At 61.4% G+C, this 20,907-nt stretch carries 14 protein-coding genes; 9 read left to right on the top strand and 5 right to left on the bottom strand.

Features of this window, described 5'->3' with window-relative positions:
- Positions 1-9: 9 nt before the first annotated feature.
- Together AOC05_RS10915 and AOC05_RS10910 are read right to left on the bottom strand one after the other, a co-directional pair.
- Complete coding sequence (locus tag AOC05_RS10915; protein WP_062007242.1) at positions 10-642, bottom strand: Rv3235 family protein; 633 nt, start codon at positions 640-642, stop codon at positions 10-12.
- Positions 643-694: 52 nt separating this feature from the next.
- Entirely contained in the window at positions 695-1,480 is a 786-nt protein-coding gene (locus tag AOC05_RS10910) for a LysM peptidoglycan-binding domain-containing protein (RefSeq protein ID WP_157374964.1), read from the bottom strand.
- A gap of 187 nt (positions 1,481-1,667) precedes the next feature.
- Here AOC05_RS10910 and AOC05_RS10905 point away from each other — a divergent pair, with 187 nt between their 5' ends.
- A complete protein-coding gene (locus AOC05_RS10905) occupies positions 1,668-2,228 on the top strand; it encodes a hypothetical protein (protein ID WP_062007240.1) in 561 nt (186 codons plus the stop codon).
- Here AOC05_RS10905 and AOC05_RS10900 read toward each other — a convergent pair.
- The gene (locus tag AOC05_RS10900) at positions 2,225-2,446 is read right to left on the bottom strand and encodes a helix-turn-helix domain-containing protein (RefSeq protein ID WP_062009658.1); all 222 of its coding nucleotides are present in this window, start codon (positions 2,444-2,446) and stop codon (positions 2,225-2,227) included. The two genes, AOC05_RS10905 and AOC05_RS10900, sit on opposite strands and share 4 nt — an antisense overlap.
- A gap of 260 nt (positions 2,447-2,706) precedes the next feature.
- Between AOC05_RS10900 and AOC05_RS10895 the strand changes: the two genes are divergently transcribed.
- From AOC05_RS10895 to AOC05_RS10880, 4 genes are all read left to right on the top strand, one after another.
- A complete protein-coding gene (locus AOC05_RS10895; RefSeq protein WP_062007239.1) occupies positions 2,707-3,348 on the top strand; it encodes a hypothetical protein in 642 nt (213 codons plus the stop codon).
- Positions 3,345-4,925: an AAA family ATPase gene (locus tag AOC05_RS10890; RefSeq protein WP_062007238.1), complete on the top strand. Its 1,581-nt coding sequence runs from the start codon at positions 3,345-3,347 to the stop codon at positions 4,923-4,925. The genes AOC05_RS10895 and AOC05_RS10890 overlap by 4 nt, the downstream gene beginning before the upstream one ends.
- Positions 4,926-5,102: 177 nt before the next feature.
- Entirely contained in the window at positions 5,103-9,896 is a 4,794-nt protein-coding gene (locus AOC05_RS10885; RefSeq protein WP_231687228.1) for an NAD-glutamate dehydrogenase, read from the top strand.
- Positions 9,897-9,961: 65 nt separating this feature from the next.
- Positions 9,962-11,437: a sensor histidine kinase gene (locus tag AOC05_RS10880; protein ID WP_062007237.1), complete on the top strand. Its 1,476-nt coding sequence runs from the start codon at positions 9,962-9,964 to the stop codon at positions 11,435-11,437.
- Positions 11,438-11,494: 57 nt separating this feature from the next.
- Here AOC05_RS10880 and AOC05_RS10875 read toward each other — a convergent pair whose 3' ends face one another.
- A complete protein-coding gene (locus AOC05_RS10875; RefSeq protein ID WP_038469266.1) occupies positions 11,495-11,743 on the bottom strand; it encodes a WhiB family transcriptional regulator in 249 nt (82 codons plus the stop codon).
- 232 nt (positions 11,744-11,975) lie between these two features.
- On the opposite strand from AOC05_RS10875, the gene AOC05_RS10870 reads away from it, so the two are divergent.
- Positions 11,976-12,455 carry a hypothetical protein gene (locus AOC05_RS10870; RefSeq protein ID WP_231687099.1) on the top strand — a complete coding sequence of 160 codons (480 nt, stop codon included), beginning with the start codon at positions 11,976-11,978 and terminating at the stop codon, positions 12,453-12,455.
- 22 nt (positions 12,456-12,477) lie between these two features.
- On the opposite strand, the gene AOC05_RS10865 is transcribed toward AOC05_RS10870, so the two are convergent.
- Complete coding sequence (locus AOC05_RS10865; protein WP_062007235.1) at positions 12,478-16,557, bottom strand: FtsK/SpoIIIE domain-containing protein; 4,080 nt, start codon at positions 16,555-16,557, stop codon at positions 12,478-12,480.
- Between the two features lie 264 nt (positions 16,558-16,821).
- Here AOC05_RS10865 and glf point away from each other — a divergent pair, with 264 nt between their 5' ends.
- The 3 genes from glf to AOC05_RS10850 are packed head-to-tail and all read left to right on the top strand — an operon-like array spanning position 16,822 to position 20,906.
- Positions 16,822-18,006: a UDP-galactopyranose mutase gene (gene glf / locus AOC05_RS10860; protein WP_062007234.1), complete on the top strand. Its 1,185-nt coding sequence runs from the start codon at positions 16,822-16,824 to the stop codon at positions 18,004-18,006.
- A complete protein-coding gene (locus AOC05_RS10855) occupies positions 18,003-20,021 on the top strand; it encodes a glycosyltransferase (RefSeq protein WP_062007233.1) in 2,019 nt (672 codons plus the stop codon). The genes glf and AOC05_RS10855 overlap by 4 nt, the downstream gene beginning before the upstream one ends.
- A gap of 6 nt (positions 20,022-20,027) precedes the next feature.
- Complete coding sequence (locus AOC05_RS10850) at positions 20,028-20,906, top strand: ABC transporter permease (protein WP_062007232.1); 879 nt, start codon at positions 20,028-20,030, stop codon at positions 20,904-20,906.
- The last annotated feature ends 1 nt before the right edge of the window (position 20,907 follow it).

Raw genomic sequence — 20,907 nt, 5'->3', positions numbered from 1 at the left:
CATGTTGTTTTAACCAATTTGAAGTGCCGTCACCTTCCACACGCCGCCGGTCTCCTCGAAGCGCATGGCGATGGCGCGGAAGCGTGTCTTGTCGGCAATGACCACGCTCGTTTCGTAGATGCCGGGGGAGACGGCGCAGACATGAGTGGAATGCACAATGGGCTGGTGGCGCAGGATCTGCACCTTGCCGTTCTCACCGCCGGGGCGCGGATGTCGGTTTTCATTAAGGCATGCCGCGGCGTGCAACCGTGCCCGGGTGGTCAGTGCGTTTAGGCACATGGGATCCAACCACCGGGCCAGTTGCTGGACCGACCGTGAGCCGCTGAGAATCTCTAGGGCTGCTTGGGAGATCCGACGGGACATCTCGGCCAGTAAGTCCTTTTCGCTGCTTTGCAGATCCAGGACTTGGCGTGTGTCCAGGACCTGCCTTGTGCCGGGAACCTGACTTGTGCCGGGAACCTCCGACGCCGGTTTGCCCGCGGCACCCTCTTTGACCGCCCGGCTGCGAAACCGCACCACCGTGGCAGCCGCATCGAGGCTGCCGCCGGGCACGGCACCATCCGCTGTCCGGGGGGTGGGAGCGGGGCGCGAGACCACGTGAGTCACTGATGAGGCCGTTTCTGGAATGGCCATGCTGTTCATGATGGTGTCCTTTGGGCTAGGCGAATGGGTGGTGCGGGGTGGCAGTCGCGCGTCAGCCGGTGGGCGCATGAAGAATCTGGCCCGGCAGAATGTGGTTGGGATCCTCCCCGATGACTGCCCTGTTCGCCCGGTACCATTGTGGCCAGGTCAAGGCCACCTCAACATCTGTGGCATAAGGGCCCAAGGTGGTGGCCACAATGGACCACAGGCTGTCACCCTTCTGGACCACCACCTCCTTACCGGGGGTTCCGTTCCGCTCCTGCCCGGGCGTCCCCGGTGGGGACCGCGTAGGAGCGGGAACCACAGGTCCTGGATCGACGCCGGGGCTGCTGGGGGTCCACGCGGGATTGATGGCATCATCGCCGGCCGCCGTGCTGGGCAACAGCGTGCCGGGCGCGGTGCCGGGTACCGCCGTGCTGGGCAACAGCGTGCTGGACACCGTGGCGCCAAGCCGCTGTTGGGTATCTGGTGCGGCACCGGGGACGGTGGCAAGTGCCATGGGAGCCCCCAACAAGTTCAAGCCCACCACGGCAGCTACCAAACGCCGCATGAAGACGGGGGACAAGGCGGCTGTGCGTGCTGCCAATGTCGGCGCCCCGCGGTGTTCGGCCAGCGCTGCAACCACGGCGCCGCCAAGGGCCAGAGCCCACCAAAGTGCCACAGCGATGCCTGTTCCGGCAGCCACAGCCCCCAGCACTTCATCAAGTTCCAGAGGGCCGTTGGCCCTGATTCCGGAGAGTCGACGCTGCAGCATGGACCTGCCGGCAAAGATGAGCGATCCCCCCAAGCAAAGGATGGCCGCCGTCATAGCGAGGTCGGCGCCGGTTTGGCGTTTCATCGTCTTCACCCACTTTTGATCTACTTTGATACTGTTAGCCACGTTTACGTGACGTATAAATCATTTTGATCTCCTTGGGGTGAGCTGTCTAGGGGTGTGCGGAAAATACTTCAGGCTGGATCGGGATCCTGCCATGCGAAATGGGCGACTTGTTGACGTGGCCCGTGGAACCCCCTAGCGTGACGACATGCGATGGGACGGGCTTTTTGGGGACCTGGATGCCCAATGGCATGCTGCCTCGCAGGAAGATTTGGAACGCGAAATCAATGAACGGGCCAGGGTGGAAGCCGCCTTGGTCACGCTGGCTGATGTCCTCAGGGGTGCGCTGGGTCAGAGGATCTCCGTGCTCATGCGCAACGGCGTGGTCCATCATGGCACGGTGGCCCGGGTGGAGAGCCAGTGGATCCTGCTGCGGGAGGGAAATCGCTCGCTGATCCTGCCACTGGCAAAGGTGGTCAGGGTGCGGGGTCTGGGATCAGCGCGCACCCAACAGCTGGCACGAATCCGCTATACATTGGCGTCGGCACTACGCATTCTGGCACGCAACCGGGCATCTGTGGTGTTGGAGCTCGACTCGCCCCATACCACCACTGTTCGGGGCGTGGTGGAGCAGGTGGGTGCGGATTTTGTGGTCCTGACACAATTGGCCGACGGCGTGGGCCGAGGCCAGGCGAATCAGCAAGGAAGCGTCGTTGTCCCCTTGGATGCAGTGACAGCCATCATGTCTTCAGCGGAAAACGAGTTTTAGGTCTTCTTGGGTTGGGGTTTATCGGTAGCGAGCATGCGCCGAGCGGCAGCGTGGCGCTCATCAATGAACTGTTCAAACTTTGCCTCGTCAATGCGCCACTGCCCCCGCCCGCCGATCTGGAAGGCGGGAAGCTCGCCGCTGTGCACAAGGGCGTAGCAGGCGGCGGCTGAGATTTGAAGTTGTTCGGCCACGTCGGCCAAGGTCAAGAATCTAGGCATGAACCCATTATCCTCCTCGTTGCCACATTTGGCTCGTCTTATCCACTGTTTGTTCACCAGCGGGCGGGAGAAGGCCCTCGCGGTGTTTTCCACAGATTTTTGTCTTTGTTCGCCAAAGACTTCCAACCGTGCGGTTTCGGCGGTAGAAATAAGGTCACTACGGTCCGTGCAATCCGTGCAAAGGGGGGACGTGAACTCCCTCACTTCCGCACCCAGTTCCTTGTCCAAGGAGCCGGTGAACGGGCCCCTTGGGAGGAACCATGAGCGGGCAGGAGCGGTCGGGGGCGCCACGCCTCGGAACACCTTCATGGAAAGATCCCCGGCTCTTCGTTGGAATTTTGCTGGTTCTGGCCTCCGTCGCATCGGTCGTGGCCTTGGTTGGCGGTGCGGATAAGAGCATCCCCATGTATGTCGCCAAAGACGCCCTGACGGTGGGTCAGCCCATCACCGAGCAGTCATTCGAGGTTGTCCAGGTGCGCCTGGGGGAGGTGGATACCAAATATTTGCACCCCGGTATATCCCTGCAACCAAATGCGGTGGCAGTCAGGATGGTCCCCGCGGGTGAATTGGTGTCCCGCTCTAGTATCGGCAGCACCGACGCGTTGGACCGGAAACCGGCCCCGGTGACAGTGGGCGAGCCGCTGCCCAAGGAAGTGGTGGTTGGAACGTCCGTGGATGTCTGGGTTGCCCTGCCTGATGAACGCAACGGCTACAACGAACCGGTGCTCATGTTGCCAGGGGCCGAGGTTGCTGCCTTGACCGCCGCATCGACCGGCTTGGGTTCTGGAAAATCCACACAGTTGATGGTCCTTGTCACCGACCAGCAAATGCCCAAGATTCTGGGGGCGGTCGCCAACAAGGCAAAAGTTTCCGTGGTCTGGAATCCCGGAGCCACGCGATGAATACGGTCAACGTTGTCACAGTGGGCGACACGGGGAACCACGTCATTGATGCGTTGGAGGAACTGCGCGGCACCATCAAGGTGATCAGGCGTTGTCCGGAGCTGCTTGACTTGCTCGCTGCCTGCCAGAGCGGACTTGCCAGTGTGGCCGTGGTTGCCGAATCCGCTGACCAGCTCAAGGCCACGTTGGTGGACAGGCTGACTGCGGTGGGGGTTAGCCTGGTCGCCATTGCCGCGGATCCGGCAGAGGCCACCCGGCTGCGTGGAATTGGTGCGGTCGCCGTGCCGGCGAATCCCACACCGGAAGCAATCACTGAGGCGGTGCTCGGGGCCCTCAACGCACGCCGGTACCCGCAATCGGCTGGCTTTGGCGTTCCCACCGCCCGGCTTCCCATCCCAAAGCCCGGCGATGGGGACGACGGGGTGAGGTTCGACGCCGGCCAGGGCGGTGCCGTCAACCCCCCGCCACGGGCGCTTGGCTCGGAGGCAAGTAGGGCAGCGGCAGCCGGTGCGGAGGCAGGCGGTGCGGCATCGGCGCAACAGGTCCCGTCGCGGGGGCACGGCAGCAGCCGGCAAACCGGCCAGCAGGTGGGCGCCCGGACTGGCAGCCCGCCACGTGGCTTGGCCAAGGTCCGCGCTGCCTTCTCAATTTTCCCAGCCCGCAAGGCCGCCGGCTCCGAAGGTAGGGCGCGCGCAGTAGCGGTGACGGCGGGAACCACCGTGAATCCGTTTTCTGCCCCTGACGGGCGCACGCAGCACCAAACTGTCGCCGTCTGGGGCCCTGCCGGATCGCCTGGACGCACCACCCTTGCCATCAACCTGGCCGCCGAATGGGCGGCCCAGGGGCTCAAGGTCCTGGTGGTGGATGCAGACAGTTATGGCGCGAGCGTCGCGGCGACCCTTGGCTTACTCGACGAGTCCGCCTCTTTTGCCCAAGCGTGCAGGGTTGCCGATCAAGGACTGCTCACCACCGCAGAATTGGAACGGATCTCCTCGGTTGTGGTCTTTGCCGGCGGCACCTTTGCGCTCTTGACCGGATTGACCAGATCCGAACGTTGGCCCGAACTTCGTGCCGCCGCTGTTGAGAGAGTGCTGCAAACGGCTCAGAAGATGGTTGATGTAGTGGTCATCGATTGTGGGTTTTGTCTGGAAAGCGATGAAGAGCTCAGCTATGACAGCGTGGCCCCACGCCGCAATGGCGCAACATTGAGCGCACTGGCTCAAGCAGATGTCATCTTCGCCATTGGCAACAGCGACGCCATCGGGATCCCGAGGCTGATCCGTGCGTTGGCGGAATTGCCTGAGGTGTGTGCCGGGGCAACCATTGAAGTGGTGTTGAACAAGGTACGCAAGAAGGCTGCCGGAACCGCACCCCAGAAGGCCCTCGAGCAGGCCTGGGAACGGTTTGGGCCAGGAATTCCCATCACCCATTTTTTGCCCTGGGATGCCGACGTGCTGGACAGGGCCTTGCTGGAGGGAAGGCTCTTATCCGAAGTTGCACCCGATTCGGCCTTGCGGCGGGCAATCCTGAAGATCTGTTGTGCACCTGTCCAGCAAAACCAAAAACTGCTGTCGTAATCGCCACAGCGAGGCCTGAGAATACGGGCTAGGCTCGTTATGGGACTGCAAAGAAGCGGTCTTTTACTCTTTGACGGAGGCGTTTGTTTTATGTCGTCTAGCTCACCTACGACCGATTCTGTGCACGTTCCCGAACAGTTGAGCGCCGGTGATCTGGCACTTATTTCCGACTACTACATGCATTTGGCGCAGGAAGATGCCGCAGCCTACGAGCCGGCCGTCCTGAATTCCCGGGTGATGGCACACAAGAGGGTCGCCTCCGAGAGGGAGCCGGGCTCCATCAAGGTCCAGGTCCTTGATGAACGCGACGCCAGTGTGGTCTACATCGTCACCGACGACATGCCGTTTCTGGTGGATTCGGTCAGCGCAGAGCTGGTCCACCAAAATATGGCCATCCGCCTAGTCACCCACCCCATGTTCGTTGTCTCGCGGGATCGCAAATCCCACGCGCTGACAGGTATCAACAAGGTTCCCTCCCATGCCGGTGTGGCGAGCGGGGACACCTCCACCATGCCCAGCATCGCGCACTTGATCGCCGCCGGCGACAACTCCTCGCACCTTGAGTCGTGGATCGCCGTCGAAATTTCCAAGGCCGACGACGCCGCCAAGATTGCCGTGGTGGAGGGCTTGACCAAGATCCTGACCAATGTTCGTGCCGCGGTGGAGGACTGGCCGGCGATGCGCGAGAAGGCGCTGAGCCGTGCCGAGGTGCTGGCCACCCAGCTCGCCGGGGAATCCCTGACGGACATCCGTGAGGCTGAGGACTTGCTGCATTGGATGGATGCCGACAACTTCACCTTCCTCGGATACCGGGAATACGACCTGGTCAAGAGGGATGGTGAAGATGTGTTGGTCAACCGGGAAGGCAGCGGCCTTGGCCTGCTGCGTGACGGCTCCAGCCACCCCACGGTCCAGCACCTGACCACCACCGGCCAGCGCAAGGCCCGCGAGAAGCGCGTCCTGGTCATCACCAAGGCCAACTCCCGGTCCACCGTGCACCGTGCCGCGTACCTTGACTACATCGGCATTAAGTCCTTTGACTCGCAGGGCAACGTCAATGGCGAGCAACGCTTCATCGGCTTGTTCTCCTCCGCCGTGTACACCGGGTCGGTGCGCAACATCCCCGTGGTGCGAGAGAAGGTCGACGCCGTGCTGCGCCACTTTGGCTTCCCGCCCAACTCGCACTCGGGCAAGGACTTGTTCGCTGTTCTGGAGACCTACCCTCGCGACGAATTGTTCCAAATTGAGATCGATGACTTGATTGAGACCGCCGACGGCATCCTCCGGCTGGCCGAACGCCGTAGGACACGGCTCTTCCTGCGCCCGGACATTTACGGGCGCTTCATGTCGGCCATGGTCTATATTCCCCGTGACCGTTACACCACGGCGGTACGCCGCCGCATTGAAGAGGAGCTCACGCGGACGTTCAACGCCGTCTCCATCGACTTTGAGGCACGAATGAGCGAGTCGGTTCTAGCCCGCCTGTTCTTCCGCATCCGCCTGCCCAAAGAATATTTTGTACCGGCAGACCTGAAAACCGCCGAGCTGGAACAGCGCCTGGTCTTGGCCGCCCGCTCCTGGCCCGAAGGTATCGCCCAGGTACTGCGCGAATCGCTTCCCCTGGAAATTGCTGAACGCCTGGGCGAGAAGTGGTCCGACGCCTTCCCCAACAGCTACCGGGTGGACTTCGAAGTGGAAGACGCGCTGGAGGACATCAAACGCTTTGAAGCCTTCGACACGAACTACAAGCAGGTGGTGGCCGCCGGAATCAGCCCGGACAAGTGCGCGCCGGGCATGCACGTCTACCTGCCTACCGTTGCGGCAGACCTATTGCAGGAGGACGCCCGCGTCAAGCTGTACATGGCGCATCCGCAGAGCCTGAGCAAGATTCTGCCGTTCTTCCACAACTTGGGCATCGAAGTCATTGACGAACGCCCGTTTGAGATTGGCACCGCGGACAAGCGCGATTTCTTCTTGTACGACCTCGGCCTGAAATACCCTGCAGGCGTGGACCCCCTGGCTACTGCCACGCTACTCAGCGATGCCTTTGGCGCCGCGAACACCGGTGCCAGCGAATCTGACCTCTTTGATCGCCTGGTGCTCACCGAGGGTATGGACTGGCGGCAAGTCGTCATCCTGCGCGCCTACGCCAAATACCTGCGCCAAATGGGCAACACCAACTCCTTTGGCTTCATCGCCGACACGCTCCTGCACAACGTCACGGTCACCCGCGCCTTGGTTGAATTGTTCGTTGCACGGTTCGATCCGCGGGGCGAGGACGCCACACGCACCGCCCGGGTGGAGGAGGTTCGGGCCCGCCTGAACACAGCACTTGAGGGTGTCCCCACACTGGATGCCGACAGGGTTTTGCGCACCATCGCGAACCTGGTCGAGGCCACCTTGCGCACCAACTACTACCGGGGCCGGGACTACCTGAGCCTGAAACTGGATCCAGCCCTGATCGACGGACTGCCGTTCCCACGCCCCATGTACGAGATCTGGGTCTACTCCCCGCGTGTTGAGGGCGTGCACCTGCGCTTTGGCAAGGTTGCCCGTGGTGGCCTGCGATGGTCCGACCGTCGTGAGGACTTCCGCACCGAAGTCCTGGGTCTGGTGAAGGCGCAAACCGTCAAGAACGCGGTCATCGTGCCCACCGGTGCCAAGGGCGGCTTCTTCGCCAAACAACTGCCCAACCCGGCCCTGGACCGCGGCGCGTGGATGACTGAGGGCAAGGAAAGCTACAAAACGTTCATTCGCGGCCTGCTCGATGTCACCGACAACTTGGTGACCACCGACGCCGGCCAGGTGGTGGTGCCGCCAGAGAACGTGGTCCGCCACGACACCGATGACACCTACCTGGTGGTGGCCGCGGACAAGGGCACGGCCTCTTTCTCCGACACGGCCAACGCCATCTCGGCCGATTACGGTTTCTGGCTCGGTGACGCCTTCGCCTCGGGAGGCTCGGTGGGCTACGACCACAAGGCCATGGGCATCACGGCCCGCGGTGCTTGGGAGTCCGTCAAGCGGCACTTTAGCGAGTTCGACGTCGACACCCAGACTGAGGAGTTCACGGCAGTTGGCATTGGCGACATGTCCGGAGACGTCTTCGGCAACGGGCTGTTGCGTACACGCCATGTCCAGCTGGTGGCGGCCTTCGACCACCGCGACATTTTCCTGGACCCCAGCCCGCAGACGGGCATCGCCTTTGACGAACGCCAACGGTTGTACGATCTGCCGCGTTCGTCGTGGCAGGACTACAACACGGAGCTGATCAGCGCCGGTGGTGGCGTGTATTCACGCACGCTCAAGTCGATCCCCATCTCCGAACAGGTCAGGGTGGTGCTGGGCCTGCCTGCAGGAACAGTGAAGCTGAGCCCGCCAGAACTGCTCCGGGCGGTGCTGCTGGCGCCCACCGACCTGCTGTACAACGGCGGCATTGGAACGTATATCAAGGCAAGCACCGAAGCCCACGCAGCGGCCGGGGACAAGGCCAACGACAGTATCCGCGTAGATGGCAAGGACCTGCGTGTGAAGGTCATTGGCGAGGGCGGGAACTTGGGCATGACCCAGCGCGGACGTGTCGAAGCGGCTCTGCACGGGGTCATCTTGAACACCGACGCCATTGACAACTCCGCTGGTGTGGACTGTTCGGACCATGAGGTGAACATTAAGATCTTTGTTGACCGTATGGTGGCTGCGGGCAAACTTGACCCCGCAGAACGCACCGAATTTTTGATGTCCATGACTGATGAGATCGGGCACCTGGTGCTGGAGGACAACATTGACCAGAACGTGCTGTTGCTCAACGACCGCCAGCGAGTGGTGGAGTGGAGCCCCAGCTACGAGAGGTTCATGGACTGGCTGGAGGTCCACGGCGACCTCGACAGGGAAATCGAGGCCTTGCCCAGCAACGCGGAACTGAAGGAGCGCCTGCAAGGCGGGCAGGGGCTGACGTCCCCGGAGCTGGCCGTGCTGGCCGCCTACGCCAAGATGGAACTGGCCACGGCCCTGACGGACAGCAATTTGGCTGATGACCCGTGGTTTAAGAAAACCCTGCGCCGTTACTTCCCGGCACGCGTGGCCGAACGCTTCGACGCGGAGCTGGACACGCACCCCCTGCGCAAGGAGATCATCGCCACCGTGGTGGCCAATGACATGGTGAACCTGGGTGGCATCACCTTTGCCTTCCGTGCCATGGAGGAGTCCTCCGCGGATGAAGTGGTGATCGCCAAGGCCTTCGTGGCGCTACACGAGGTCTTTGATTTCGATCAGATGACGCGGTCCCTGCGCGAGCTGCCGCCGTCGTTCCCCACGGAGCAGTGGTGCATGGTCCAACTGGACATGCGCCGGCTCCTTGACCGCGCCGTGCGGTGGCTGATCAATGAAGGAATGGGCCAGCACAGCGTTGAGGAGGTCATTGGCCAGTTCAAGCCGGTGGTCGCATCCCTCGGGACCACGATGGATTCCTTCTTCCAGGGCGATGATGCGGCCCGTGTGGCGTCACTGTACAAGCGTGCCAGGGCGTTTGAGATGCCGGATGCTCTGGGGCGGCAGTGGGCGGAACTGTTTGAAACATTCCCGTTGCTTGCCGTTGCCAAGGTCAGCGAACAAGTCGATGAACCCGTCGAGGATGTGGCAAGCCTGTACTACGCGTTGTACAACCGCTACGGCGTGGATGCCCTATTGGAGCGGATTACGGCACTGCCACGCAATGACCGCTGGCAGGCCCTGGCCCGTGCGGCCCTCCGAGATGACCTCTATGCCACCACGGCAGATATGACACGCAACGTGATAGCCAGCACGCAAGACGGTGCCGGCACCATGGAACGCATTGAGGGCTGGGAAGCGGCGAACAAGGAGCAGCTCACCCGGGCCAACAAGATGTTTGCCGAGGTCAACGAGCTCGAACAAGACGATATGGCGTCGTTGTCGGTAGCATTGAGGCTCTTGCGTTCGATCGTTCGGCGCTAGGACCAACCGTGGCGGTGCCCGGCTGCATGCAGCCGGGCACCGCCTGATTACAGAAGGAGCCATAGGTGGCCATCTTTGCCGACATGATCAGGGACGGCGCTGATTTTGGGCCAGGCGACGCCGAATGGCTGCACCTCTTGGTGGGGGACTGGCAGCTGATTGCCGATCTTTCCTTCGCCGACCTGGTGTTGTGGTTTCCGCATCCCGAAAAAGGCTACGTGGCCTTGGCACATGTGCGACCCTCCACGAGCCACACCATGTTCCACACCGACTTTGTTGGTGAAACCATCCAGGCCGAGCTTGAACCGTTGGTCAGCACCGCCTGGCGCAGCCAGAACATCGAACGCTCCAATGAGACAAGTATTTGGAGCCCGGACATGGCAATGCGGGTTGAAGCCATCCCCATGGTCCGCAATGGCCGCACCCTGGCCGTCATTAGCACCCACATGGATTTGTCCAGTTCACGCATGCCGTCCCGGCTTGAACTGACGTACCGCCAGTGCGCCTATGACCTGTTGAAGATGGGAACCTTGGGCTTGTGGCCCGACTTCGCCTCGCCCACGGGGTCCCGGCGAGGTGCCCCCCGCGTCGGTGATGGTGTGCTGCGCCTGGACGTGGACGGCATTGTCCAGTACGCCAGCCCCAACGGCGTCTCCGCATTCCGCCGCCTCGGTGACGGGGAGGCCTTGGAAGGGCGGTCCCTGGCCGAGGTCACCACGGAGCTGTTGAAGGACCGGCGGATGGTGGATGAGACGCTGCCGCTGGTGGTCACGGGGCGCATGCCGTGGCGGACCGAGATAGAATCCCGCGGCGTGAGCCTCTCGCTAAGGGCCATTCCCCTACGGGACGCCACCGAACGTTTTGGGGCTCTGGTGCTGTGCCGTGACGTCTCCGAGCTGCGCCGCCGCGAACAAGAACTTGTTACCAAGGACGCCACGATCCGGGAGATTCACCACCGGGTCAAGAACAACCTGCAAACGGTGGCTGCGCTATTGCGCATGCAGTCCCGGCGCATGCACAGCGAAGAGGGCAAACAAGGCCTGGAACAGGCCATGCGCCGGGTCTCCACCATTGCCCTGGTCCACGAAACACTGTCCCAGGGTCTGGCCCAGAGCGTTGACTTTGACGAGCTGATCGAAAGGCAGTTCAGGCTCTCGGCAGAGGTCGCCTCACCCGCGCAGAAGGTCAGCACCGAACGGGAAGGCATCTTTGGGGAATTGCCCAGCGATTTTGCCACCCCCTTGGCCCTGGTGATCAATGAACTGGTGACCAACGCCGTCGAGCATGGGCTGCAGGACCGTGAAGGAACAGTTTCGCTGACCGCAAACCGCTATAAGAACGACGCCGGCGACGACGCTTTGGCGGTGACCATCGCCGACGATGGGGTTGGGTTGCCGTCTGGGCATATTGCGGAAGGGTTGGGGCTGCAGATTGTGCGCACCCTGGTCACCAGCGAACTTGGCGGGACCATTGAGTGGACCCCGCGGGCCGGTGGTGGCACCGTGGTGAAGCTGGATATGGCGCTGATCAGCAGGCATTAAAACAACTGACCCGGGTCTCGCGCCCCGGGTCAGTTGTATAAGAAGTATTGCGTGAGGCTAGCTGGCCCGGCGTGCGCGAGCTGCCCGGCGCTTCATGGCACGGCGCTCGTCCTCACTGAGTCCGCCCCACACTCCAGCGTCCTGGCCAGACTCGATGGCCCACTTCAAGCAGGTATCGATGACTGGGCAACGACGGCACACGCTTTTTGCTTCCTCGATCTGCAACAAAGCCGGTCCGGTGTTTCCCACGGGGAAAAACAATTCCGGGTCTTTGTCGAGGCAGGCTGCGCGACTACGCCAGTCCATGCTGATCACTCATTCCTTTTATAACGGGAGCCTGCTTGTGAAATATTTCACGTTCGGCCACATAAGAAAAGGGCCACGTAGGCCCCTTTAGGTCATCGAGTTAAGCCTGTCATGTTAACTCTTTGTAAACAAGGGGTTTTCGTGTATTAGTTCGTCTCATGCCGTGAGCGATAGGTCACAATGACAGCCGTGCCCGTGGTGGTTCCCTGACTTTCTCGGATAAGGTTCACTTGTGTCAAGACCTTCGCAGAGCCCATCAGAGCAGCCGGATCCGCAACCACAGGATGGGCAGGAGCCCCACGTACCTGAGCAGCACCTCGCCCGCCCCTTGGGGGTCTATGTCATCACTGTGGTGCTCGGACTGGAGGCGTTGGGGCTTGCCGCGGCTGGCGTCTGGTTAACTATTGGTGTATTTACGCAGACCCCGCATTCCATGGCCAGTGCCGTCTTCTTGATCGTGCTGATCTTTGCCTTGGCTGCGGCACTTGCCGCCGTGACGGTCAACGCGTTTAAGGGGTTCCGGTGGACCCGCTCCGCGGCGTTTGTTTGGCAACTGCTGATGGTGGCGATAGCAATGCCAGCCCTGTTGAGCGGCGCCACGTTCACCGGTTTGGCGCTCTTGCTCCCGGCATTGGCAGCCATTTATTACTTGTTCACGCCCACAGTGGTGTCATTTTCGCTGCGAGCCGGCGGCGAGCACCCGGTTATCTAGTCCATGTTCCTAGCCCGGGTCGCTAATAGGGGAACTGGAACCATTCGCAGCGGCCCCGGTCTATAAGGACAGCTCGTCCCGGCGGCTCGGACCCTTCCGTGTCAAGCCGAACTCCGAAGATTTCCCCATCTTGAGACCTGCGCGGGCGAAGCACAATCCCCAGCTCGGCAGTGCGCAGTCCCCACTCCAGAGGCAGACGTGCTGCGGCGTTTAGGTGATTGGACATGGTGAGCACCATTGACTTCCCTTCCGCCAGCCCTTGCGTGAGGGCAGCCTGCTGTTCAGCGGACAAGGTTGCTGGATCGTCTACCCACATGATGGCGTCCTGGTGACCGGCACGTCCCGGCTGGCCTCCTTGCAAGTAGCCATTGAGTGCCTTGACAGCGTTGATAAAAGTGGACCTTCCCGATTCTGGACCGCCCATGACAGGGAGCGCCATCCCGGCAGTGAGCGACACGGAAATCGGTATGGAGCAGTCACCTCCGAGACCCACAACAATGGTTGGTGTTTGCACCGGCGGGACACCGGCGGCCGTGGTTACGCTGGCACGGGCTTGTGCCACGGTGAGGTTCTCCGGCAGGTCCCTGACGACAAGGGGCGGGAGCGCTCCGAAATGATTCTGGACCACCGGTCCGTGCCGTGTCCGCTTGTCACCAGGGGCACCCTGCGGAGCTGGCTCGGGACGGGCAAGCTGTGCCACGTGGGCGCAGTCTGCGGGCCCCTGAGCTGCCGCCGCATTGAACGGACCAAAGATGGTTGCCCTCCCAGGGTTGTCGGGGAACTGTGGCGTCTTGGGCCAGAACAGCCGTGATTCCCAGCTCGCCCCAAACGGCAGGAAGACGCGGTTCGGGATGGCTGCCATAAAGGGCGCCGTGAGCAGCTCCCTTTCGCCCCCGAGAACTACCGTCACCTGGCCTTGGCGAACCAGCTCGGCCATGGCGTCCTCGGCCCCGGGCCAGGGGCTGGATCGCAGGGCTCCCACCCAACGTCCCCAATCGCTGACGCATAGCGCCAGCGGCTCCTTGGTGGCACTGCCCATCTCAGTGAGCCTGGTCAATAGTCGCGCCGCTGTTCTTAGGCGGAGCGGTGTGGCATGCGCGCCCACCTGCGGATTGCCAGCCCATGGTGCCAGTGACCCGTCGCCGTCGAGCAGGTACAGGAACCGTTGCCGATCCTTGTGCCGGACGGTGTTGGCTGCGAGCATTCGTTCGGCAATGAGGCCCACCACGGCCGAGGCGGTGCCGGGTCTGCCGATGCAGGCCAGATGCGAATGCTGTTCGGGGGACCATAGCAGTGGCTCCAACGACTGACGTTCAGGCACATCCACCAGCCCCATGAGAAGTGATTCTGGATCTGTCCTAGGCAAGGGAAACTCCGCCGCCCTGGTCTCCACATCAGGGGGCAGCCCGGGTGCGACAACGTGGGGTGCTGCCAGGATGGTGGCGTCCTGGCTGGTGAGCAACTGCCAGGCGTCACTGAGCAGGGCTGCAACGGGTGCCACGTCGCTGGCCTCAACTAACGAACTGGGCGGCGCGGCGTTGTTGGCTCTGGCAGCGAGTACGACGGTGGCCAGTTCCGCGGCGACTCGCTCGTTGTGTCCTGAATCTGGCAACCGCAAGGTGGCGCACTGAAATTCGATGGGTGGAGTGCCAGCCCGGCGAATGTAGGCCCGTCCAGGGGTGTCGACGCCGATGGCTGCGGCAAGTGCGGTGCCAATCACATCCTGCGAGTCAAAGGTGGTCTGGACGCGCAGGCACACGGAGCTGGTGACGTTGGCCCGGATGTCGGCGTTGAGGGCGCCCTGGGGCCGTTGCGTGGCCATGACCAGATGAATGCCCAGCGATCGCCCGACCGCTGCAATCCGCATGAGCTCCGTCATGGCCAACGGGAACTGGTCCACCAGAACCCTGAATTCATCAACCACAATCACCAGGTGGGCCATGCCCGAACGAGTGTCCCGGGCGGCGGTTCGACCGCCCGGCGTCGAAAGCATGCTCCTGTAAACATCGGAGTCGGCGGCACCGGCCAGACCCAAGGTCCTCTCGCGGCGGTGAATTTCCGCCCGCAAGGAAGCTAGCGTGCGTTCCATCCCGTGGCCATCAAGGTCAGTGATCAGAGATGTGGTGTGGGGAAACTGCACCAGGGGGCCCAGGCCCGCGCCGCCCTTGAAGTCCAGGAGGACAAATTGCAGGTCTGCGGGGGAGTGCGCAGCAGCCAAACTTCCGGCCAGTGTTCGCAGGAATTCGGATTTTCCCGACCCCGTGGTGCCACCCACCAGAAGGTGCGGACCGTCGTGGGTGAAGTCAAAGAGCTCCTCGCCGTGCACCGACTCCCCAATCGTGACCGGGCCAAGGGGAGTATTCGCAGCGCCACGCCACACCCGTGACACTGCCTCAGGGGTGCTCGCAGCCTGCCGTGGAAGGTGCAGGGGCCGCAAGTCTGTGGGCGGTGAGGGTCTGTGCAGCCCCGAACCCCTGTCCCTGGCGTACTTGCTGAAGACCGCTGCAGGGACGCCGTCAGGAACGAAAGCCAGCCCGTTGAAGGTGCCTCCGGCATTGTTAGCGTTCAGAGACCGCCAGCGGTTTGCCTGCTGGCCCGCAGCAGCTACCACCGAGTAAGCGGCTGGGGACCGGAAGTGAACCACGCGCAATTCCGGAAATGCCGCCGTGACTGGCTCCGGCGGCTCATGGATGGAAACAAGCACGCAGGGGGTAGCGGCGTCCCGCACCGCGGCAGCGACAGCCATCACAGCTGCAGCGGGGGAAGCAGCCAGCACCGTCTGGGCCAGGAACCGGGCCGAGAGCGGTAGATCGGCAAGAGGACCCATCAGGACCACCGGAACTGCGGCGGCATCCAATTGCATCAGCAAAAAATTCAGCAGCAGCGCGGTGGACGCGGCGGTGCCGTCAATCTCCAGTACCCCGGCCTCCAGCGGCACTGTCACCGGTAGTTCACGGACCAGCGGAGGCGTGAAGCCGGGCCTGGCGGGGGACAGGGCCAGCAACGCAGCCTGCTCGGCAGTGCCCACGCGCAGAGCAAGTTGCCCCGCCGGCGGACCCCGGCCCGGGAACGCGTCGGTGTCCGTGCCCGGCGCGCCAGCGGCATGGGCAAGCATGACCAGTTCATCCGCGCCGGGGAACGCGGCAAGGCGCCGGTCCGTGTCCCGGACCGTGGCGTCCGCAATGGCGACGGCAAAGAGCCGCCGCCTTTTGGGACCACCAACCAAAGGGATGAGCGCAGCCAGGGCACCCATTCCGGCAAACGCCAGAAACACCCAGGACCCCGTGAGCAACGCGATGAGGACGCCTATCACCAGGGGTAGCAAAGCCGCCGCGAGCATCGCCCACCGGCCCCGCCCCGATTCGGCGGTGTGGGGCACCACCAACGGTGTTAGTGCCGCGACATTCCAACAAGCAGCGGGGTTATTCGAGCCAGCCCCTGAGGCAGGGCCGCCACCACCTGCCGGGGTGTCCAATACGATGGAACAGCTCGAGCTGCCGCAACGGATCAGATCGCCTGCCTGAACCCGCACCGGCCCCTTCACTGGTATGGCGCTCGCCGCCGGGGCGTCTCGCCAGCTGCGCAGCACGGAGAAACCAACAGATCCCGGCCCCGCGGTCAGGGTCATGGACTGCTCGCCCACTTCCAGGGTGCCGTGATGCCGGGAAAGCGTGGGATCGGCGATCACAATCTCACATTGTCCCCGGCCCAGCGTGTAGCTGCCCCGGCGCAGTGGAAAAACTGCTCCCGCGCCGGGCCCGGAGTGCACAGTTAACAAGGCGTGTGCGGGGACCGTTGGCCGCTGTGCCGGATCCCGTGGCGCCGATGTGCTGCCAGCGCCCGAACCAGCACCCGCCGGGTGAACCACCACAACAGCCCCGTCAGTCAACGGCCGCCGCCCCGGAATCAGCTCCTGCACGCAGCGGCCGGCCACCGTGAAGGTGCTTTCCGGCCAGCGGAGCGCAAGCGCGGGGTGAATGTTGCTTCCAGGACTGGACGCATCCTCGGGAGGCGGCGAGGAGACAGGGATTGAAATGCTCAGCTCAACAGGCTGAAACGGGACAGTGCCCGGCCCTGCAACGGCAGTGATTTCCAGTCGCATGTTTCACCTTTCCCAGCCCCTACGCCCGAGCCTAGGCGAGGAAAAAGAGTCCGCAAGCACCGTCGTCGTACCTTGTTAGAAAGTGCCGTGACAGGGATGCTTGTGGAGGGACCAACAGCAATATTGCCGCCGTGGGCGTGGTGCAAGGTGCCTTGGCTCATAGTGGGTGAAAGTGAAAATTAGATAACCGTCGGGTAACCTTGAAAGGTAGTCGCGGCACCGCTGTGCCCGTAAACCGCTACGCAATGAACATCAGGAGAGTTTGTGAACGCTGACCTAGTCGTCGTCGGTTCGGGTTTCTTTGGCCTAACCATTGCAGAACGTGCCGCCACCGAGCTGGGACTCAAGGTGGCCGTCATCGACCGCCGCCACCACATTGGCGGGAACGCCTACAGCGAGAACGAGGCGCAGACGGGCATCGAGGTGCACCGCTACGGCGCGCACCTGTTCCACACCTCCAACGAACGTGTGTGGGAGTACGTGAACCGTTTCACCGCGTTCACCAACTACCAGCACAAGGTCTACACCGCCCATAAGGGTGAGGTCTACCAGATGCCCATCAACCTGGGCACCATCAACCAATTCTTCCGCTCAGCCATGGGCCCGGGTGAAGCGCGTGCGCTGATCCAGGAGCAGGCTGGCGAGTTGGCCGGCACGGATCCGACCAACCTGAATGACAAAGGCATCCAGCTCATTGGCCGCCCGCTGTACGAGGCGTTCATCAAGCACTACACGGGCAAGCAGTGGCAGACGGACCCCAAGGACCTGCCGGCGTCGATCATTTCCCGCCTGCCGGTGCGCTACAACTACGACAACCGCTACTTCAACGACACCCATGAGGGTCTTCCCGTGGACGGCTACACGGCGTGGATTGAGCGCATGGCGGACCACCCGAACATCGAGGTGGTGCTGAACACGGACTTCTTCGACGACGGCGAATACTCGCGCAAGGCTGTCACCGGCCAGGTCCCGGTCATCTACACGGGCCCGGTTGATAAATACTTTGACTACGCCGAAGGCGATCTGTCCTGGCGCACCATCGACCTGGAGCAGGAAGTGCTCCCGATCGAGGACTTCCAGGGCTGCTCGGTCATGAACTACCCGGATGAAGAGCAGAAGTTCACGCGCATCCACGAGTTCCGCCACTTCCACCCGGAACGCGACTACACCAAGGACGCCACGGTCATCATGCGTGAGTTCAGCCGCTTTGCCGAAAAGGGCGACGAGCCATACTACCCGGTCAACACCAGCGATGACCGTAAGAAGCTGTTGGCCTACCGCGACCTCGCCAACGGCGAGTCTGATGTACTGTTCGGTGGTCGCCTGGGCACCTACAAGTACCTGGACATGCACATGGCCATCGGCTCCGCCCTGAACATGTTTGACAACAAGATCAAGCCGCACTTCACTGGCGGAGCAAAGCTGCGAAGCGGAGGAGTTGACGCATGAGCGTAGCCGAAAAGACAGAAAATGCGGTGGCGGCGCAGTCCCAGCAGTGGAGCACCATCCAGCGGGTTATTCTGCCCCATAGCGGACAGATGGAAACCCTTCCCCTCTACGTCGACGCAGGGCTTGCAGTCAGCGCGGCAGTCGAGAGTGAGGATGGCTTAGTTTCTCGACGAGAAGCCGTCATGTCGTCCGCGAAGGTTTTGGCTGCTCAGACCCCAGCCCACGCGGACGACGTTCTTTCCCGAGAGTCACTCATCGTCAGGCCTGGCGAGCGAGTTTCGTTTGGCACCTACTTCAACGCTTTTGCTGCCAGCTACTGGCGGCGATGGACGACAGTCCGCGATATTCGGCTGTCCGTCAGAACCTCCGGACAAGGACACGTTAGTGTTTATAAGTCCAACGCCCGTGGTTCATTGCAACACGTCGCGACCACCAAAGTTTCCGACAAAGACGCACTTACCAATTTTGACCTCAGTTTGAATCCTTTTGGCGATGGCGGTTGGTACTGGTTTGATGTTGCCGGCGGAGCTGGAGATTTCCAATTCCAGGGTGCTGAATGGCAAACGGAAGCCGAGCGCAGGATTGAAGGTTCGTTGACCGTGGAAATCACCACGATGAACAAGCAGTCGTACTGCATCAACAACCTGGAGCTTCTGGCAGCCGATCCTGACTGCCTGAAAAATGTTCGAGAACTGATTGTTGTCGACCAGGGTTCACTGAAGGTTACTGACGCAGACGGGTTCGTCGAGGTGGCAGAAGCACTCGCAGGTAAGCTGCGAATCATCAACCAGGACAATCTTGGCGGATCTGGCGGCTTTGCCCGCGGCATGTACGAAGCCGTCCAGAATGGCAGCGACTACGTGCTGCTCCTTGACGACGATGTGGTACTGGAAACAGAGAGCATCGAACGAATGATCACCTTTGCCGACTTCTGCAAGAAACCCACAATTGTGGGCGGTCACATGTTTGATTTGCATGACCGCAACATCTTGCACACCTTCGGTGAAACCATTGATGCCTATTCGATAAAGCCCGCGGAGCCAAACCCGGGCCAGCGGATGCGTCACGATTTTAGCCAGAGCAACCTGCGTCAAACATCGTGGATGCACCGACGAGTGGATGTTGATTACAACGGCTGGTGGATGTGCCTGATTCCCACTGAAGTCATTCGTGAGATCGGCTTGTCCTTGCCTGTCTTTATCAAGTGGGACGATCAGGAGTATGGGGTACGCGCCAAGGCCGCCGGCTTCCCGACCGTATCCTTGCCAGGGTCAGCGGTGTGGCACATTTCTTGGATTGACAAAGATGATTCTGTTGATTGGCAAGCATACTTCCATGCACGAAACAGATACATCTATGCCTTGCTCCACAGCCCCTATCGGCGGGCTGGCGGTCTCTTTGAGCATGCTTTCAAGACCGACGTGAAGCATCTGATGTCCATGCAGTACTTTACGGTGCAGGCACGAATGCGGGCCATGCAGGATCTGCTGCGTGGCCCGGACGTTCTTCACGAAATCCTTGCCACGAAGTTGGGAGAAATTCGCCAGCTGGGTACAGAGTTCACTGAGACGCAATTCCATTCTGAACTCGAGGACTTCCCGGCCCTGAAATCTCACAAAATGCCGCGCCGCGGCAAGAGTCTTCGGCCGCCAAGCTACGTAACCTTGGCACCCTGGGCTGCCCGTAATGTGTTGCGACAGCTAGTCAAACCGGTCAACGATGTAAACCAGGAACACCCCGAGGCCTTTTTGGCTCATCAAGACAACAAGTGGTGGCGAATTTCCCAGTTTGACAGTGCCTTGGTTTCCAAAGCTGACGGGACAAGTGTCTCCTGGTATAAACGAGACCCCCGGAAAGTTCGCCAGGCGATTACCTCCAGTGGCCTTGTCTACTCAGATCTGTTGCGCAACTGGAACAAGCTAAGCGCCGAGTACCGGGAAGCGCTGCCGCGGATTACCTCCATGGAGCAGTGGGGAAAGACTTTTGCCGCGCACAGCGAAAAAAGTGAGAAATAGCAAACCATGACCCAAACCAATGATGAGCTGGTCCGCCCGGGAGTAAGCGGCGGACTGGCGGATATAGTCCGGGCACGTTTTCTGCTGAAGCTCTTGGTTCGCAAGGAGCTCAAGGTTCGCTATCGCGGATCAGTGCTGGGTCTCATGTGGTCTTACATTAAACCCGGTGTCCAATTCTTGGTGTTCTACGTGGCGCTCGGTGTGTTTATGGGTTTGGAGCAAAGTCCGACGAATAAGTCGGGTTTGCCCAACTACGCCATCTACTTGTTTTCCGGCATTGTGTTGATCAACTTCTTCACCGAAGCTCTGGGAAATGCCTCACGGTCCATTGTGGGCAATGGTGGATTGATCAAAAAAATCTATTTACCCCGCCAACTGTTCCCGGTGGCCTCAGTTTGGGTCTCAGCGGTCCACTTCTTTCCACAGCTGCTCATCCTGTTGGCAGCCTGCTTTTTCAGCGGTTGGCATCCGTCGCTACTGCAGTTGGCCGCGGCTGCAATTGGCTTCATCATTGTCACTCTGCTGGCCACTGGTTTGGGATTGCTTTTTGGTGCCGCAAATGTGTACTTCCGGGACTCCGAAAACTTTGTGGACATGCTTCTCATGGTGGCTACGTGGGCGTCACCTGTCATGTATTCCTGGACCATGGTGCATAACAAATTGGGTGAATCTTGGTTTACCCTCTACCAGTTGAACCCGATCACGGTTGCTGTGGAGACGTTCCACTACGCATTTTGGTTGCCCACAACCGATGAAAGCGCAGGCATTCCACCAAACCTATTGAGTATCTGGGTGCCCGTAGCCCTCATCGTTTCAGCGGGGGTCCTCATTTGGGGTCAGCTGACTTTCCGGCGGCTTGAAGGCCGCTTTGCGCAGGAGCTCTAGA

This window comes from Arthrobacter alpinus (assembly GCF_001294625.1).
In the GTDB taxonomy this organism is placed as follows: Bacteria; Actinomycetota; Actinomycetes; order Actinomycetales; family Micrococcaceae; genus Specibacter; species Specibacter alpinus_A.
This window is presented reverse-complemented; position numbering and strand designations above follow the sequence as displayed.

Excerpts from the sequence above, each read along its gene's own strand:
- AOC05_RS10915 (WP_062007242.1), bottom strand. The coding sequence starts at position 642 with ATGAACAGCATGGCCATTCCAGAAACGGCCTCATCAGTGACTCACGTG.
- AOC05_RS10910 (WP_157374964.1), bottom strand. The coding sequence starts at position 1,480 with ATGAAACGCCAAACCGGCGCCGACCTCGCTATGACGGCGGCCATCCTT.
- AOC05_RS10905 (WP_062007240.1), top strand. The coding sequence starts at position 1,668 with ATGCGATGGGACGGGCTTTTTGGGGACCTGGATGCCCAATGGCATGCT.
- AOC05_RS10900 (WP_062009658.1), bottom strand. The coding sequence starts at position 2,446 with ATGCCTAGATTCTTGACCTTGGCCGACGTGGCCGAACAACTTCAAATC.
- AOC05_RS10895 (WP_062007239.1), top strand. The coding sequence starts at position 2,707 with ATGAGCGGGCAGGAGCGGTCGGGGGCGCCACGCCTCGGAACACCTTCA.
- AOC05_RS10890 (WP_062007238.1), top strand. The coding sequence starts at position 3,345 with ATGAATACGGTCAACGTTGTCACAGTGGGCGACACGGGGAACCACGTC.
- AOC05_RS10885 (WP_231687228.1), top strand. The coding sequence starts at position 5,103 with ATGCATTTGGCGCAGGAAGATGCCGCAGCCTACGAGCCGGCCGTCCTG.
- AOC05_RS10875 (WP_038469266.1), bottom strand. The coding sequence starts at position 11,743 with ATGGACTGGCGTAGTCGCGCAGCCTGCCTCGACAAAGACCCGGAATTG.
- AOC05_RS10865 (WP_062007235.1), bottom strand. The coding sequence starts at position 16,557 with ATGCGACTGGAAATCACTGCCGTTGCAGGGCCGGGCACTGTCCCGTTT.
- AOC05_RS10855 (WP_062007233.1), top strand. The coding sequence starts at position 18,003 with ATGAGCGTAGCCGAAAAGACAGAAAATGCGGTGGCGGCGCAGTCCCAG.
- AOC05_RS10850 (WP_062007232.1), top strand. The coding sequence starts at position 20,028 with ATGACCCAAACCAATGATGAGCTGGTCCGCCCGGGAGTAAGCGGCGGA.